Origin of the sequence: Rhodanobacter sp. B2A1Ga4, from assembly GCF_018101315.1 — a bacterium.
Classification (GTDB): domain Bacteria; phylum Pseudomonadota; class Gammaproteobacteria; order Xanthomonadales; family Rhodanobacteraceae; genus Rhodanobacter; species Rhodanobacter thiooxydans_A.
In genome coordinates, this window is sequence record NZ_JADBJR010000003.1 from 282,115 (window position 1) to 298,140 (window position 16,026).

Annotated in this window: 12 protein-coding genes; 4 read left to right on the plus strand and 8 right to left on the minus strand. The window is 67.5% G+C overall.

The window, feature by feature from the left end; all coding sequences use genetic code 11:
• Positions 1-7: 7 nt before the first annotated feature.
• From trpD to IMW82_RS12220, 8 genes are all read right to left on the minus strand, one after another.
• Complete coding sequence (gene trpD / locus IMW82_RS12185; RefSeq protein ID WP_211004623.1) at positions 8-1,066, minus strand: anthranilate phosphoribosyltransferase; 1,059 nt, start codon at positions 1,064-1,066, stop codon at positions 8-10.
• The gene (locus IMW82_RS12190; protein ID WP_211004624.1) at positions 1,063-1,659 is read right to left on the minus strand and encodes an aminodeoxychorismate/anthranilate synthase component II; all 597 of its coding nucleotides are present in this window, start codon (positions 1,657-1,659) and stop codon (positions 1,063-1,065) included. The genes trpD and IMW82_RS12190 overlap by 4 nt, the downstream gene beginning before the upstream one ends.
• Positions 1,660-1,767: 108 nt before the next feature.
• Positions 1,768-3,003, minus strand: coding sequence for a cation:dicarboxylase symporter family transporter (locus tag IMW82_RS12195; protein ID WP_211004625.1), 1,236 nt, complete (start codon positions 3,001-3,003; stop codon positions 1,768-1,770).
• Positions 3,000-3,779, minus strand: a complete 780-nt coding sequence (locus tag IMW82_RS12200; protein ID WP_244754297.1) for a L,D-transpeptidase family protein — start codon at positions 3,777-3,779, stop codon at positions 3,000-3,002. The genes IMW82_RS12195 and IMW82_RS12200 overlap by 4 nt, the downstream gene beginning before the upstream one ends.
• A gap of 151 nt (positions 3,780-3,930) precedes the next feature.
• Positions 3,931-4,788 (minus strand): MurR/RpiR family transcriptional regulator, encoded by an 858-nt coding sequence (locus IMW82_RS12205; protein WP_108470650.1) that lies wholly within the window; start codon positions 4,786-4,788, stop codon positions 3,931-3,933.
• Positions 4,788-5,885, minus strand: coding sequence for a dipeptide epimerase (locus IMW82_RS12210; RefSeq protein ID WP_108470649.1), 1,098 nt, complete (start codon positions 5,883-5,885; stop codon positions 4,788-4,790). Before IMW82_RS12210 ends, IMW82_RS12205 begins: the two co-directional genes overlap by 1 nt.
• Before the next feature lie 51 nt (positions 5,886-5,936).
• Positions 5,937-7,340, minus strand: coding sequence for an SH3 domain-containing protein (locus IMW82_RS12215; RefSeq protein WP_211004627.1), 1,404 nt, complete (start codon positions 7,338-7,340; stop codon positions 5,937-5,939).
• Positions 7,341-7,366: 26 nt separating this feature from the next.
• Complete coding sequence (locus IMW82_RS12220) at positions 7,367-8,524, minus strand: DUF819 family protein (protein ID WP_211004628.1); 1,158 nt, start codon at positions 8,522-8,524, stop codon at positions 7,367-7,369.
• Positions 8,525-8,684: 160 nt separating this feature from the next.
• Between IMW82_RS12220 and IMW82_RS12225 the strand changes: the two genes are divergently transcribed.
• The 4 genes from IMW82_RS12225 (at position 8,685) to IMW82_RS12240 (ending at position 15,859) form a co-directional block, all read left to right on the plus strand.
• Positions 8,685-10,211: a transglutaminase domain-containing protein gene (locus IMW82_RS12225; RefSeq protein WP_211004629.1), complete on the plus strand. Its 1,527-nt coding sequence runs from the start codon at positions 8,685-8,687 to the stop codon at positions 10,209-10,211.
• Between the two features lie 54 nt (positions 10,212-10,265).
• A complete protein-coding gene (locus IMW82_RS12230; RefSeq protein ID WP_211004630.1) occupies positions 10,266-13,262 on the plus strand; it encodes a carboxypeptidase regulatory-like domain-containing protein in 2,997 nt (998 codons plus the stop codon).
• 84 nt (positions 13,263-13,346) lie between these two features.
• Positions 13,347-14,651: a diaminopimelate decarboxylase gene (gene lysA, locus IMW82_RS12235; RefSeq protein WP_211004631.1), complete on the plus strand. Its 1,305-nt coding sequence runs from the start codon at positions 13,347-13,349 to the stop codon at positions 14,649-14,651.
• Complete coding sequence (locus IMW82_RS12240) at positions 14,648-15,859, plus strand: dipeptidase (RefSeq protein ID WP_211004632.1); 1,212 nt, start codon at positions 14,648-14,650, stop codon at positions 15,857-15,859. Before lysA ends, IMW82_RS12240 begins: the two co-directional genes overlap by 4 nt.
• Positions 15,860-16,026: the final 167 nt, after the last annotated feature.

Here is a 16,026-nt window from a genome sequence, read left to right on the forward strand (position 1 = left end):
GTGCGTTCTAGCGTGAACCGGCAAGGCGGCGGGTGGCCGCCACGAAGGCCTGCATTTTCGCATGCGCGGCGCCGCTGGCAATCGTGGCACGGGCGAGCTCGATGCCTTCGCCGATCGAGGCGGCCACGTCGGCCGTATACAACGCCGCGCCGGCGTTCAGGCAGACGATGTCGTGCGCCACGCCGTGGCGGCCCTGCAACACGTCCAGCAGCATCAGCTTCGACTCGTCCGCATTTTCCACGCGCAGGTTGCGGCTGGACGCCATGGCCAGGCCGAAATCCTCCGGCTCCACCTCGTACTCGTGCACCACGCCGTCGCGCAATTCTCCGACCAGGGTCGCCGCGCCCAGCGAGATCTCGTCCAGCCCGTCGCGGCCCCACACCACCAGCGCGTGACGCGCGCCGAGCTGCTGCAGCACGCGCACCTGGATGCCGACCAGGTCGGGATGGAACACGCCCATCAGGATGTTCGGCGCGCCGGCCGGGTTGGTCAGCGGGCCGAGGATGTTGAACAGCGTGCGCACGCCCATTTCCCTGCGCACCGGTGCCACCACCTTCATCGCCGGATGGTGGTTCGGCGCGAACATGAAGCCGATGCCGGTCTCGGCCATGCACTGCGCGACCTGCGCCGGCGGCAGCTCGATCACCGCGCCGAGCGCCTCCAGCACGTCGGCGCTGCCGGACTTCGACGACACGCTGCGCCCGCCGTGCTTGGCGATGTGCGCGCCGGCCGCCGCCGCCACGAACATCGACGTGGTGGAGATATTGAAGCTGGAAGCGCCGTCGCCGCCGGTGCCGACGATGTCGACGAAGTGCTCGTGCGGCGGCGCGTCCACCTTCGCCGACAGCTCGCGCATCACCCGCGCCGCGCCGGTGATCTCGCCCACCGTTTCCTTCTTCACGCGCAGGCCGGTGATGATCGCCGCAGTCATCAGCGGACTCACCTCGCCCGCCATGATCTGCCGCATCAGCGCGATCATCTCGTCGTGGAAGATCTCGCGGTGCTCGATCGTGCGCTGCAGCGCCTCTTGCGGCGTGATGGTGATCTCGCGGGCGTGGCCGTTCATGCCGCCGCCCGCAGCGGCTGGCCCAGGAAATTGCGCAGCAGGTCGTGGCCGTGCTGGGTCAGGATCGATTCGGGATGGAACTGCACGCCCTCGACCGCCAGCGTCTTGTGGCGCAGGCCCATGATCTCGTCGATCGAGCCGTCCGGGTTCTCCGTCCACGCGGTGACTTCCAGGCAATCCGGCAGCGAGCCCTGCTCCACCACCAGCGAGTGGTAGCGCGTGGCCTCGAACGGATTCGGCAGGCCGGCGAACACGCCCTGCCCGCGATGGAGCACCGGCGAGGTCTTGCCATGCATGATCCGCTTGGCGCGGATCACCCTGCCGCCGAACACCTGGCCGATCGCCTGGTGGCCCAGGCACACGCCGAACACCGGGATCTCCCCGGCCAGTTCGCGCAGCACGTCCAGCGACACGCCTGCATCGTCCGGCGTACCCGGTCCCGGCGAGATCATGATGTGCGAGGGCTTCAGCGCGCGGATGCCGGCCACGTCCAGCGCATCGTTACGCACCACCTTGACCGCCTGCCCCAACTCGCCCAGGTACTGCACGAGGTTGTAGGTGAAGCTGTCGTAGTTGTCGATCATCAGCAGCATGGCGCGCCTTGCGGGACTTGGCGGCGCAACGCGCCGGGCACGGCATTATAGCCGTGCCGTCCGCCCCGGTTCCGCCAGTGGCACCAGGCGCAGCCGCCAGGCCTTCGCTCAGGCGGTATCGCGCCGCGACTGCCGCGTCACCACGCTGGTGGCGGTGAGGTCCGCGGTGACGTTGCCCAGCGTGGCCAGTGCGTCGGGGATGGTGTCGACCGCCAGCATCAGGCCCAGCGGGGACAGCGGCAAACCCATCGCCTGCGCCACCGGCAGGTTGGTGGCGATGAAGGTGACCTGGCCCGGCAGGCCAACCGAACCCAGGCTGATCACCACCGCCAGCAGCGCGCCGGCGAGCAGCTGCGCGGTGCTGAGGTCGATGCCGTAGGCCCAGGCGATGAACACCGCCGAGGTGACGTACTGCACCGGGCTGGTCAGACGGAACAGGCTCACCGCCATCGGCAGCACCAGCGCGGCCACCTGCTGCGGGTAGCCGAGCCGGCGGTCGGCGCTTTCCAGCATCGCCGGCAGCGAGGCCAGCGAGGACTGCGTGCTGATCGCCACCACCTGCGCCGGCACCAGCGCCAGCGCAAAACGGCGCAGCTTCTCGCCGCCGAACACCACCGCCAGCGGCAGCATCATCACAGTGACCGACAGATACAGCAGGCACTCGACCAGCACGTACACGCCCAGCGCGCTGAGCATGCCCAGGCCCGAGCGCGCGCACACGGAAAGGATCAGCGCGAACACGCCCAGCGGCGCGATCCACAGCACCCAGCGCACGATCACGATCATCGCATCCGCGACCGCCTGGAAGAATTCCATCAGCAGCGCGCGCCGCGCCGGCGCGATCCGGGTCAGCGCGAAGCCGAGGAACAGCGCGAACACCACCAGCGGCAGCATCGCGCTCTGGGCCGCGGCCATGATCGCGTTGTTCGGCACGATCGCCACCAGTGTGTCGATCCAGTTCGGCGCCGCCTGCGCCGCCGCGGGCACGCTGGCGTGATCGAGCGCGGTGATAAGTGCCGGATTGTGCGGGAACAACGAAAACACCAGCGGCGCGGCCAGCGCCGCGAACACCGCGCCGCCGGTCAGCACCACGATGAACACCACGATCGCGCGGCGTGCGATGCGGCCCGAGGCGGCCGCGTCGGTGGCGGTGTTGACGCCCACCACCACCAGCGCCAGCACCAGCGGCACCACGGTCATCTGCAGCGCGTTCAGCCACAGCTTGCCGATCGGCTGCGCCACGTTCGCCACCTGCAATGCCACCGACTCGTTCCAGTGGGCCAGCAGCAAACCGATCAATGCGCCGGCGGCCAGCCCGGTCAGCACCCGACTGGTGGCACTCACCGCGCAGCCTCCGCGGTGGCGAGCGTCGGCAACCGCCAGTCCGCGCGCAACCGCTCGTACTCGCCCTGCGGCAGCAGCACGAACACCGGATGATCCTGCGGCTTCAGCCAGGCCAGCAGCCGCTGCATCAGCGCCGGCGTCATCGCGGTGCAACCGGCGGTGGCGTCGGCGGGCGATTTCCACAGATGCGCGAAGATGCAGCTGCCGCCCTGCGGCGCCGCCTGCGCGTTGTGCTCGATCACGAAGCCGAGCCGGTAGCGCTGGTCGCCGTTCGCGTGCAGGTCGCGCCGCATCGGTTCGGTGGAACCCTTTACGGCGTCGGCGCCGACCACGTTCGCGTCGACGATGCGGTTGTACTGCGCCGTGCCGCTGACGTCCATGCACCAGTCGGTGGCGGCGAGCGCACGGTACGGCAGCGCGGTGGCCGCGTGCGCGGCGTAGCCGAACGCTTCGCCGATGCGGAACACGCCGGCCGGGCTGCGGTTGTCGCCCTCGCGCTTGAGCGGCCCGTCATGCTGCGGCGCGTTCAGGCCCAGACCCCAGCCGGCGCCGTTCTTGCCGATGGTCACCGGTGCGGGCGCGATGACTTCCCGCCAGGCATCGCCGTGGCGCTCGAAGCCGTGCAGCTCGCCGTGGTCGGTGTTCCAGCCGGCGGTGGTGACCACGATCATCTGGCGGGCGTTCTGCCAGGGTGCCTCCGCGGCGGCGGCATGCGCGGCGCCGGTGAGCGTGGCGGCAAATGCCAGCAAGGCAAGGGTGCGGCGGTGAACAGTCATCAGCTTTTCATCCGGCAATTCTTCATCACGCAACATGAGCCCGCTTGCGGGTGGTGCTTCTGCGAATCCCGAGTCCCGAATCCCGGCTCAAAAGCATCGCCCGCAAGCGGGCTACTGCGATTCCCAAATATCTATTCCCGATTCCCGGCCCCTACGGCTCCAGCATCAGCTGGATGCGGTCGAGGTTGGCCAGCAGCTGCGCGTGGCGATCGTCGTGGTCCTCGCACAGTTGCACGAATACGCTGTCGAGCAGGTGCTGCAGCGCCGACTGGTACAGCAGCGGCTGGATGTACGGCAGCTCGTCGTGCGCCGACACCACCAGGCAGAGGTCGGCTAGCGCGCGCAGCGGGTTGGCGGTGTGCCGCGTCACCGTGATCACCTGGCCGCGGCGCTCGCGGAAGTAGCGGGCGATCTTGCACAGCGCCGGATGGTTGCCGTGTTCGGAAAACACCAGCAGCACGTCGCCGGCGCTGGCCGCGGAAACGTTCGCGGTCATCCGCGCGGTGTCGAAGTTGTGCACGGTGAGGATGCCCAACAGCGACAGCTTCAGCGCGAAGCCGCGCGCGTGGATGTCGTCCTCACCCAGTCCGATGATGAACACCTTGCCGGCGCGGCCGGCCTGCTCGATCGCACCCGCCACGGCGTGGAGGGTTTCCGGCGGGTTGATCAGCCGGGTCGCCTCCTCGGCTTCGGACTTGCGCCGCCACAGGTTGCCGGCGGACGCGCCGCCGCCCTCGCCGCCGCTCGCCGTCGCGACCTGCGGCGTGTCGCCGTTGTCGGCGCGGGCGATCGCCTCGCCGACCGAATACTTCAGGTCCGGATAACCCTTGAAGCCCAGCTTCTGGGTGAACTTGACCACGCTGGACTGGCTGATCCCCAGCGCATTGGCCAGCTGCTGCGAGGAGTAGTCGCGCAGCAGTTGCGCGTTCTCCAGGATGAAGTCGGCGATGCGCCGCTCCACTGCCGACATCTGGTCGCGTTCCGAACGGATTTTGACCAGCGGCGACATCAGGCTTCGATCCTCTCCAATCCGCGGATCTCGCGGATGCCCAGTCCGGGGGCGTCCGTCACCGAGATTTCCGACTCGTTGAAGATTACCCCACCGTCGACCGGATTGAACTGGCACAGCGACGGGCCGTCCAGGTCGACCTTGGTGATCACGTTGGATTTGGCCACCGCCACGTGCACCGCCGCGGCCACGCTGATCGAGGTTTCCAGCATGCAGCCGATCATGCACTCGATGCCGTGCATGCCGGCGATGTCGGCGATGCGGATCGCGTTGGAGATGCCGCCGGTCTTCATCAGCTTGATGTTGATGATGTCGGCCGCGCGCAGGCGGATCAGCTCGATCACCTCCATCGGGCCGAACACGCTCTCGTCGGCCATCACCGGCGTGTGCACGCGTTCGGTGACGTAGCGCATGCCGGCCAGGTCGCGCGCCTTCACCGGCTGCTCGATCAGCTCCAGCTTGATGCCGGCGTCCTCCAGCGTCTGCAGCGCGTACACCGCCTGCTTGGCGGTCCAGCCCTGGTTCGCGTCCAGCCGCAGCAGCGCACGGCCTTCCACCGCGGCGTAGATCGCCTTGACCCGCTCGATGTCGACGCCGATGTCCTTGCCCACCTTGATCTTCAGCGACTCGAAGCCGCGTTCCACCGCGCTGACCGAGTCGGCCACCATCTTGTCGATGTAGTCGACGCTGATGGTGATGTCGGTGGTGATCACCGGGTCGCCGCCGCCCAAGAGTTTGTACAGCGGCGCGCCGTAGAGCTGGCCCCACAGGTCGTACACCGCGATCTCCACCGCCGCCTTGGCGCTGGTGTTCTTCTCCATCGAGGACTGGATCAGCTGGGTAAGGTGGTTGAGGTCGGCGATGTCCTGGCCGATCAGCCGGGGCGAGATGTAGTGGCGGATCGCGTCAATGATCGAGCCGTGGGTGTCGCCGGTGATCACCGCGGTGGCGGGCGCCTCGCCGTAGCCGACCTGGCCCGAGTCGGTGTGCACCATCACCACGATGTCCTCCACCGTGTTGACCGTGCGCAGCGCCGTCTTGAACGGGGTCTTCAGCGGCACCCGCAGCATGCCGAACTGGATGTCGGTGATTTTCATGGGCAAACCTTCATGGAATCTGTGTCCTGTTTCTTCTTGATGCAGGCGCGCTCAGGGGCGGATGCGCACGATGCTGGTCATGCGATCGACATAGCTTTGCTTGTCGTTGAACAGCAGCGGCAGCAGCGGCGTCACCGACACCGCGTTGAGCTTGATCCGTGCCTTGCTGCCGTCGGCCTTGCGGTAGCTCATGCCGGTGGTGTCGTGGATCACGTAAGGCTGGCCGTGCAGGCGGCCGATCACCATCATCACGTGGCCGGGGATGTAGACCAGGTCGCCCACCTGCAACGCCTGTGCCGCCTTGATGCGTTCCTCGCGGCTGTCCTTCGCGGTGAACGCGCGATGCTCCAGTGCCGGGCTGATCGCCTGCTTGCTGGTGTTGCGCGGCATCTCGACGCCCATGCTGCGGTACACGTCGGAGACAAAGCCCGAGCAGTCGCGGCCATCGTAGGCGTGGCCCCAGCCGTAGCGCTCGCCGAGGAACTTGAAGGCCTGGCGGATGATGTTGGCGCGGGTCAACGGCAGGTAGTCGGCGGCGGTATCAGTGTTCTTCTGCAGCAGCGCCGGAGTGAAGCCGAGCGTGCCGTCGGCCTTGCGCAGCGGCAGCTCGAGTACGTGCGAGGTGTATGGCGTCTGGCCGTTGACCGGCTGGTCCGGTGGCAGGTCGGTCGCCAGCGGCACGCGCGTGCCCATGTCCAGCTGCAGCTGCGATACCGCGGGCTGCTCGCGGGTGAACACCGTGCGCTCCACCGCGCCGGTGATCACCCGGTACGGGGTCTTGCCAGCGTAGCCGAACACTTGCGCGGCGTTGCCTTCAGCCACGTTCTCTTTCTCAGTCCAGGCGGCGTAGCGCGGACTGACCACGAACAGCCACTGGCCGTCGGCGCTGGCATGCACGACCGCCACCGGCGTGCCGGGGAACTCGGCCGTTTCCTGGAAGCGGTCGATGTCGGTGTCGCCCTTCTCGCTGAATACGCGCAGCGCGGTAGGGAACGTGCGCAGCGCGGCGCGACGCACCACCAGGCCGTAGCGCGTGGGCTGTTGCGCGGGAATCGCGTCGAGCGCACGGTTGGCGACCACGGCGTCCAGCGTGGCGGCCGGCACCGGCTGGCCGTCGACGTCGAACAGCGGGCGCTCCGGCCGCCCGGACAACGCCGTGATCCAGCCAGTGACCTGCTCGCGGCTCAAGGTCTTTGGCAACGCGCGCAGGTCGTGCATCGACGGGTCGAGCTGCAGCAGCTTCGCGTTCTGCGCCTCGATCGCCGTGCGGTCGAGGATCACCCGATCGGGCTGGGCCTGCAGGCCGATCCAGAACGCGGGCGTGAGCTGCGCCTCGCCGACGCCGAGCACGCCGGACGGCGGCACGGTCAACGCATCGTTCGCCTCGCGCGCCTGCAGCGATGCGCCGGCGAAGGCGAGCGCGAGCGCGGTGGCGGCAAGCAGGGGGATTCGCATCGTCTTGTTCCTATGTTGAAACCGCATCACGCACCCGCCAGCGTGGACAGGATCGTCGCCACCAGCAGGCCGAAGCCGGTGCCCAGGATGTAACCGAGCAGGGCCAGCAGGATACCGACCGGTACCAGCGCGGCCGAATAGCTGGCCGCCAGGATCGGTGTGGCCGCCACGCCGCCAATATGCGCCAGCGAGGAGATGCCGCACAGGTACAGGTCGAAGCGGAACAGCTTGGCGAAGCCGACCAGCAATACCGCGTGGATCGCGATGATGGTGACGCCGCACAGCAGGTACAGCGGCGCCGCGGCGATCCCCTGGAAATTGCTCTGCGAGGCCAGCACTGCCACCACGCTGATCAGCATCGCGCTGGAGATCGTGCTGGCGCCGGGAAACTCCGCCAGCGGCGTGTGCGCCACCAGCAGGCCGAAGCCGGTGGCCAGCAGGATGGTCCAGGTGGTGGCGCTGACCATGCCGGATACCGGCAGCCAGCCGGCCAGCCAGCCCGACAGCGCCGCCACCGCCAGCGCCATGCCCAGCCACAGCAGCACGCTGTCGTAGGTGGTCGGCGCCCTGGTCTTCACCGGCGCCAGCGGGATGTCGCCGCTGGATGCCGCCCGGGTCCAGCGATTGAACGCCGGCGCCAGCCGCGCCACCGAGAACAGCACCACCACCCACATCGAATAACCCAGCGCATCGGTCAGCAGCGACATCGCCAGATAGGTGTCGGACATGCCGATCGCCTGCTTCACCGCGATCATGTTCGCGCTGCCGCCCACCCAGCTGCCGGAGAGCGCGGCCAGCGGCTGCCAGTCGTTGCCGGGCAGCCAGTGGCGGTAAAGCAGGTAGGTGCCGATGAAGGCCACGAACAGGCTCAGCGAGGTGCAGGCGAATACGCCGAGAACCCGCGGGCCGAGCCGCCAGATCGCGCGCAGGTCGCAGTTGATCATCAGCAGGAACAGCAGCGCCGGCACCATGCGCGAGACCAGCATCGACTGCGCCGCCTTGATCTCCGCGTTGACCTGCCACAGCCCGGACACCGCCAGCGCGGTGACGAACAGATAGGTCAGCACGATCGGCGGCAGCACCGAGAACACCTTCCAGCCGAAGCGGCGTTCCATCGCCGGAAACAAGCCAGCGACCAGCAACATCAGCGCCAGATAGGGCCAGACCGTGTGGATCACATGCATCCCCTCGTGGATCGTTCGCGGGTATTCGCAGGCTGGCTGGTTTCCACCATCAAGGAATAGCTGATTCTTGTCGACTTTGATCGAAGCATAAATTATTGACCGGCATTTGCAAGCGTGTTACACAGCGGTTTCAGGGGATTCGTTGCGGGGACGTTTGTCGATGGATACGTTGCTACCTGTCGCACCCAAAGTACGCCGCCATGCACGTGGCTTGCGCGTCGCCGTGTCCCTGCTCGCCCTGTTGCTGCTCGCCTCGTCTGCCTTCGCCGGCACCGGCACCGGCGGCAACGCCGTCACCCCCATCATCGCCCAGATCGATGCCGGTCACTTCAAGGCGGCCGACGCGGCGATCAGCAGCGCCCTGGCGCAGCCCGGCCTGTCCGCCGACACGCGCAGTGCGCTCACGTTCCAGCGCGAACGGATGCGCCGCATCCTGCTCGACTTCACCTTGAGCGCCGACGACGTCAAGGCGCGCGTGCGCAAGCAGATCCCCGACCTCACCGACGCCGAGTTCGCCAAGTGGAACGCGGCCGGCCTGTTCGAACACCAGCTCATCGACGGCCGCACGCTGTACTTCAAGCGCTCGCCCGGCAACCTGTTCCGGCTCAGCCCCGAAGCGGTGGCGCGGCGCGCGGTGCAGACACCGATCACCGACGGCCCGATGGAAGCGCTGAACGACCACCAGCGCGCGATCTACCGGGCCGCACTGGCCGAACACAAGAGCAGCGTGCTGCCGCAGCGCCTGCGCATGACGCAGACGCTCACCGTCAATGCCGACGCGGTGCCCGCCGGCGAAACCGTGCGCGCGTGGATTCCGTATCCGCAGGCGGTGCCGGGCCAGCAGGAAGACATCCGCTACGTGGCCAGCGTGCCGTCGACACACCAGATCGCGCCCGCGTCGGCGCCGCAGCGCACGGTCTATCTGGAGAAGCCCGCTGTGGCCGGGCAAAAGACGGTGTTCTCGGTCACCTACGAGCTGACCCTGCTCGCGCAGTACCACGCGATCGACCCGGACAAGGTCACGGCGGAGAAGATCACGCCGGCACTGGCCCCGTTCGTGGCCGAGCGCGCGCCGCACATCGTATTCACCGACGCGATGCGCGCGTTCTCGCGCAAGGTCGTGGGTGCGGAGAAGAACCCGTACCGCATCGCGCAGAAGCTGTTCGCCGCGGTCGACCAGATCCCCTGGGCCGGTGCGCGCGAATACTCGACGATCTCCAACATCAGCGACTACGCGCTGCACGCCGGCCACGCCGACTGCGGCCAGCAGACCCTGCTGCTGATGACGCTGCTGCGTTTGAACGGCATCCCCGCGCGCTGGCAGTCCGGCATGGTCTATTCGGACGACGGCAGCCGCTACAGCAACATCCACGACTGGGGCTACCTGTACCTGCCGCCGTACGGCTGGGTGCCGATGGACGTCACCACCGGCCGCTTGCATCCGGCGCCTTCCGACGACAAGGCGCTGGAATGGTTCTACCTGGGCGGCCTCGACAACTGGCGCATCGCCTTCAACGACGACTACGGCCGCCGCTTCCAGCCGTCCAAACGGCAGTTCCGCTCCGACGACGTGGACTCGCAACGCGGCGAAGCCGAATGGCGCGGCGGCAACCTCTATTTCGATCAACTGGATTACGACTTCGACTGGCAGGTCCTGCCAGCGGCGCAGGGACGCGGCAGCAACTAACCGGCAGCTTTTCATAAACATGGCATCGACGGCGTCGATGGGGAGATGGGGAACATGAGCAACACCCGGACATTGCGCAGGACCGTGCTCGGCACGGCGCTCGGACTGGCGCTCGCCGCCTTCGGCGGCCCGCAGGCGTACGCGGCCAACAACGACGGCTCGGTGGCCGGCCGCACCCAGGCCGGCGCCACCGTGGTGGTGACCAATCCGGCCACCGGCCTGACCCGCACGATCACCGCCGACAGCGACGGCAACTACCGCTTCCCGTTCCTGCCGGTGGGCCAGTACACCATCAACGCCAGCAGCAGCGGCCAGCCGGTGGGTTCGACGCGCAACGTCACCGTGGCGCTGGGCACCACCACCACGGTGGACTTGGGCGCGACGAACGCAACCAGCCTGGGCGCGATCAACGTCACCGGCTCAGTGCTGCCGGTGATCGACGTGAGTTCCACCGAGTCGGCCACCATCGTCTCGCGCGCCGACCTGGTGCGCCTGCCGGTGGACCAGAACGTCACCTCGGTGGCGCTGCTGGCGCCGGGCGTGGTCAAGGGCAACGCCGGCTTCGGCGGCATCTCCTTCGGCGGCTCCTCGATCGCCGAGAACGCGTTCTACGTCAACGGCCTCAACGTCACCGACTTCTACAACCGCAACGGCTTCTCCGAGGCGCCGTTCGCGTTCTACGACCAGTTCCAGGTCAAGACCGGTGGCTACTCGGTCGAATTCGGCCGCACCACCGGCGGCGTGGTCAACGCCGTGGCGCGTTCGGGCTCCAACGAATTCAAGGGCGGCATGGAGATCACCCTGGAGCCCGGCAACTGGCATTCGCGGGCTGACGACCACTACGACGCCAGCGGCCATCGCTACCTCACCGCCAGTCGCGACCAGGACTCGCTGGTGAAGACGAACGTCTGGGCCTCCGGCCCGATCGTCAAGGACAAGCTGTTCATCTTCGCCATGTACGAGGCCCGTGGCAGCAGCCCGCGCAACACCAACAACGCCGGCACCACGCTGACCTCCAACAACTCGGACACCGGCTTCTGGGGCACCACCATCGACTGGAACGTCACCGACAGCAACGTGCTGCAGCTGATGGCGTTCTCCGACAAGAACAAGAACACCGGCGACGTCTACAGCTACGACTACAACACCAGCACCCTCGGCACGCGCACCAACAAGGTCTTCAGCGACACCGGCGGCAAGAACTGGGCGCTGACCTGGACCAGCTACCTCACCAACGATCTGTCGATGAAGCTGATGTACGGCCGCAACGAGCGCGAGGCATTCACCCGCTCGCAGCTGGACATCGACTGCAACTACATCTCGGCGAACAACGCGTTCAGGGCGATCCATGATCCGGGCGTGCAGTTGGGCTGCACCAGCAGCTCCACCGTGTACAAGCGCAACGACACCCGCAAGCAGGCGCGTGCCGACTTCGAGTGGACGCTGGGCGACCACCTGCTGCGCTTCGGCTACGACCACGAGAACGACACCTCCGACTACAGCCGTCACTACGCCGGGCCGGGCGCGTACTACTACAACCTGTACGCCGCCAGCGCCGGCTCCACCATTTCCAACGGCGGCGTGGTGCCGGCCGGCTACGACGCCTACGTGCGCGCGCGGCGTTACGAGATCGCCGGCACCTTCACCACCAAGAATGCCGCGTACTACATCGAGGACAGCTGGCAGGTAGCGCCGAACCTGGTGCTCAACGCCGGCGTGCGCAACGACAGCTTCGACAACCAGGACGCCGCCGGCCGCAGCTACATCAAGATGAGCCGGCAGATCGCGCCACGGCTGGGCTTCTCCTGGGACATGAAGGGCGACGGCAGCACCAAGCTGTTTGGCAACCTCGGCCGCTATTTCCTGCCGGTGGCCAACGTGATCAACATCAAGCAGGCCGGCGGCCTGCTCGACGAGCGCACCTACTACGCGTTCGACGGCTGGAATTACCAGACCCTCAACGGCGTGCAGTACGCAATCCCGAAGCTTGGCCCGCAGATCGGCGCGGTCGACAATTCCCAGGGTGACGGCACCGTGGGCGACCTGCGTTCCGAGGTCGACAAGAACATGGACCCGGTCTACCAGGACGAGGCGATCCTGGGCTTCCAGCAGCTGATCACCTCGCAGTGGTCGTGGGGCGTCAGCGCCACCTACCGGCGCCTGCACAACGCGATCGACGACATGGAGATCAGCGCCACCGCGCAGTGCGGCGAGAACGGCTACATCGGCTGGGTGATGGCCAACCCGGGCAAGAAGGTCACCGTGTGGGGAGACACCAACTGCGATGGCACCCCTGACGGCTACCTCACCGTGGACACCTCCAAGGAAGGCTGGGCGATGTACGACGCCAGCGGCAACTACCTGGGCCAGCGCGGCTGGGTGAAGCCCAAGCGCACCTATGCCGCCGTCGAGCTGCAGCTGAACCGCGCGTGGGACGAGAAGTGGGCGATGAACGCCTCGTACACGATGTCGTGGAACCGCGGCAACGCGGAAGGCCCGGTCAATTCGGATACCGACTTCGACGACACCGGCCGCACCGAGAACTTCGACGATCCGTGGGTGAACCTGGGCGGCGACGGCTACCTGCCGAACGATCGCCGGCATCAGTTCAAGCTGCGCGGCACCTATGCACTCACCCCGCACTGGCAGCTGGGCGCCGACGTGAACGCCGTCTCCGGCGGCCCGATCACCGGCTTCGGCGTGGGCAACCCCTACGACGCCACCAACTACCACAGCTACTTCATCTGCGTGCAGAACTGCGACTCGCCGGTATCCGAGAACCGTGTCTACGAGCGCTCGCCGCGCGGCAAGTACGGCCGCCTGCCATGGACCTTCACGCTCAACACCGGCATCAGCTACATCCAGCCGTTCAACGGCGGCGAGTTCCGGATCAAGCTGGCCGTCTACAACCTGCTCAACCAGAAGCACACCACGGCGGTGGACCAGGACCTGCAGACGTCCATCTCCAACTCCACCAGCGACACGTTCCGCCAGCCACTGGGCTTCCAGTCGCCGCGGTTCACCCAGCTGACCATGTCCGTCAACTTCTGATCGCCCTCCCCTGATCGCGGCCCGTGCAACTGCCGGGCCGCTCTTTTTTCCGGCATCATCACACCAACCACTGATAGCGAATCCATGTCCACGCAGACGACGAACCGCCCGACCGTGCAGGAAACCGCCCGGGAAGCGGACGGTGCCCCTGGCATGTTCGACGGCGTCAACCTGCGGCAACTGGCCGAACGCATCGCCACCCCCTTTCATGCCTACTCCGCCAGCGCGATCCACCGGCGCATCGGCGAACTCCAGGCCGCGCTGACTGGCCTCGACGCCACCATCTGCTTCGCGGTGAAGGCCAATCCCAACCTCGCCATCCTGCAGTTGATGGCAAACGCCGGCGTCGGCGCCGACATCGTCTCGGTGGGCGAGCTGCGCCGTGCACTGCACGCCGGCATGCCGGCCGAACGCATCGTGTTCTCCGGCGTGGGCAAGAGCGCCGACGAGATCGCCGGCGCGCTCAACGTCGGCATCCTGCGCTTCAACGTCGAATCGCTGGACGAGCTGCACACCCTGCAGCGCGTCGCCAAGGCACAGGATGTGACGGCACGCGCCGCGGTACGCATCAACCCCGACGTGGATGCGCAGACCCACGCGAAAATCTCCACCGGCAGGTCCGAGAACAAGTTCGGCGTCAGCATCGACGAGGCGCGCCGCTGGTTCGCCGATCGCAAGCAACTGGGCCATGTGCAGCTCGACGGCCTGCACGTGCACATCGGCTCGCAGATCCTCAGCGTCGAACCGTTTCGGCTGGCGCTGCAGCGGGTCGCCGCGTTCTGGCGCGAACTCGAACAGGCCGGCCATCCGGTCAACAGCATCGACGTCGGCGGCGGACTGGGCGTGTGCTATCGCGCCGGCGTGGACCGACCGGTGGCCGCGGCCGATTACGTGGGCGTGATCCGCGAGGCGTTGGCCGATTACCGCGGCAAGCTGCTGCTGGAACCGGGCCGCTATCTGGTCGCCGAGGCGGGCGTACTGCTGACCCGGGTGATCCGCGTCAAGCCCGGCATCGAGCGCAGCTTCCTGGTGCTCGATGCGGCGATGAACGACCTGCAACGGCCCAGCCTGTACGACGCCTGGCACGACATCGTGCCGGTAGCGGACGAGTCGCGCCCGACGACCACCTACGACATCGTCGGCCCGGTCTGCGAGACCGGCGACACCTTCGCCCGCGCCCGCGAACTGCCCGAATGCGCGGCCGGCGACCTGTTGCTGATCAAGGCCACCGGCGCGTACGGTACGTCGATGGCCTCCACCTACAACTCGCGACCGCTGGCCGCCGAGGTACTGTTGCAGCGGGGCCGTTATGCCGTGGTGCGCCGCCGCCAGCACTTCGAGGAAATGATCGCCGGCGAACAGCCGGCCCGGAACTGGGAAACGCCATGAACACGACTGCCCTCCTCGCCATCCTCGCCGCCCTGGGCTTCGCCACTGCGTCACCCGCGCAGGCGCAGCAGGACCCGCCGGTCACCATCGACACCCACGTCGACATCCCGTTCAACTACATGAGCGAGCCGCGCTTCGACGTGGGGCACGACAGCCGCCTGCTGGTCGACCTGGGCAAGATGGAACGCGGCGGCCTCAACGCGGCGTTCTTCGTGGTCTGGGTGCCGCAGCACGCGCTCGACGCCGCCGGCTACGCCAAGGCGGTGCAACAGGCCAGCCAGAAGTACGACGGCATCGGCCGCATGCTGATGATGTATCCCGACCGCATCCGCCTGGCCACCACACCCGAACAACTGATGGCCAACCGCAAGGCGGGCCTGCTCTCGGCCACCATCGAGATCGAGAACGCCTACTCGCTCGGCCACGACCTCCGCCGCCTCGACGCCGCGTTCGACCGCGGCGCGCGTTCGGTCGGCCTGGTCCACGTCGGCAACAACGACCTGTGCACCAGCTCGCTGCCGGATACCGAACACGGCGAGCCGGCGATGAACAGCGCCGGCGACACCGGCATGAGCGACTTCGGCCGCACCGTGGTGAAGCGCGCCAACCAGCTCGGCATGCTGGTCGACATCTCACACGCCTCGGACCACTGCGTGCGCGATGCGCTCAAGGTTTCCACGACGCCGATCTACGCCTCGCACTCCGGCGCACGCGCCGTGCTCGACCACCCGCGCAACCTGCCCGACGACCTGTTGCGCGCGATCGCCGCCAAGGGCGGCGTGATCGACGCCGTCGCCTACAAGGAATTCCTGAAGAAGGACCCGGGCCGCGAAGCGGCTGAAAGGAAACTGCAGGAAGCCATCGCCAAACAGGCCGGCGAAAAGGCATACGACAGCGACAACGACGACTACCGGCCGGAGATGGAAGCGGGCATGGCCGAGATCCAGAAGAAATACCCGCTGGCCACGCTGGACGACTACGTGAAGCAGATCCGGCACATGGTGAAAGTCGCCGGCATCGACCACGTCGGCCTCGCCTCCGACTTCGACGGCGGTGGCGGCATCACCGGCTGGAAGGACGCCAGCGAAACCCGCAACGTCACCGCCGCGCTGCGCAAGGCCGGCTTCAGCGACGCCGACATCGCCAAGCTGTGGGGCGGAAACCTGCTGCGCGTATGGGGCGAGGTCGAGCGCCATGCGCAACACTGAGCAACAAGGGGTCGACGCTCCCTCTCCCCTGCAACGCAGGGGAGAGTCCGAGAACGGTGCTTCTCCGCACGCTCGAGCCACCCCCTCCCAAGCTCCCCCTGCAAGCAGGGGGAGGAGTCAGGAGCGAGGCACCGACGCCCTGCTCCCTCCCCTGCAACGCAGGGGAG

Coding starts and splice junctions, on each gene's coding strand:
- trpD (WP_211004623.1), bottom strand. CDS start 1,066: ATGAACGGCCACGCCCGCGAGATCACCATCACGCCGCAAGAGGCGCTG.
- IMW82_RS12190 (WP_211004624.1), bottom strand. CDS start 1,659: ATGCTGCTGATGATCGACAACTACGACAGCTTCACCTACAACCTCGTG.
- IMW82_RS12200 (WP_244754297.1), bottom strand. CDS start 3,779: ATGACTGTTCACCGCCGCACCCTTGCCTTGCTGGCATTTGCCGCCACG.
- IMW82_RS12205 (WP_108470650.1), bottom strand. CDS start 4,788: ATGTCGCCGCTGGTCAAAATCCGTTCGGAACGCGACCAGATGTCGGCA.
- IMW82_RS12210 (WP_108470649.1), bottom strand. CDS start 5,885: ATGAAAATCACCGACATCCAGTTCGGCATGCTGCGGGTGCCGCTGAAG.
- IMW82_RS12215 (WP_211004627.1), bottom strand. CDS start 7,340: ATGCGAATCCCCCTGCTTGCCGCCACCGCGCTCGCGCTCGCCTTCGCC.
- IMW82_RS12220 (WP_211004628.1), bottom strand. CDS start 8,524: ATGCATGTGATCCACACGGTCTGGCCCTATCTGGCGCTGATGTTGCTG.
- IMW82_RS12225 (WP_211004629.1), top strand. CDS start 8,685: ATGGATACGTTGCTACCTGTCGCACCCAAAGTACGCCGCCATGCACGT.
- IMW82_RS12230 (WP_211004630.1), top strand. CDS start 10,266: ATGAGCAACACCCGGACATTGCGCAGGACCGTGCTCGGCACGGCGCTC.
- lysA (WP_211004631.1), top strand. CDS start 13,347: ATGTCCACGCAGACGACGAACCGCCCGACCGTGCAGGAAACCGCCCGG.
- IMW82_RS12240 (WP_211004632.1), top strand. CDS start 14,648: ATGAACACGACTGCCCTCCTCGCCATCCTCGCCGCCCTGGGCTTCGCC.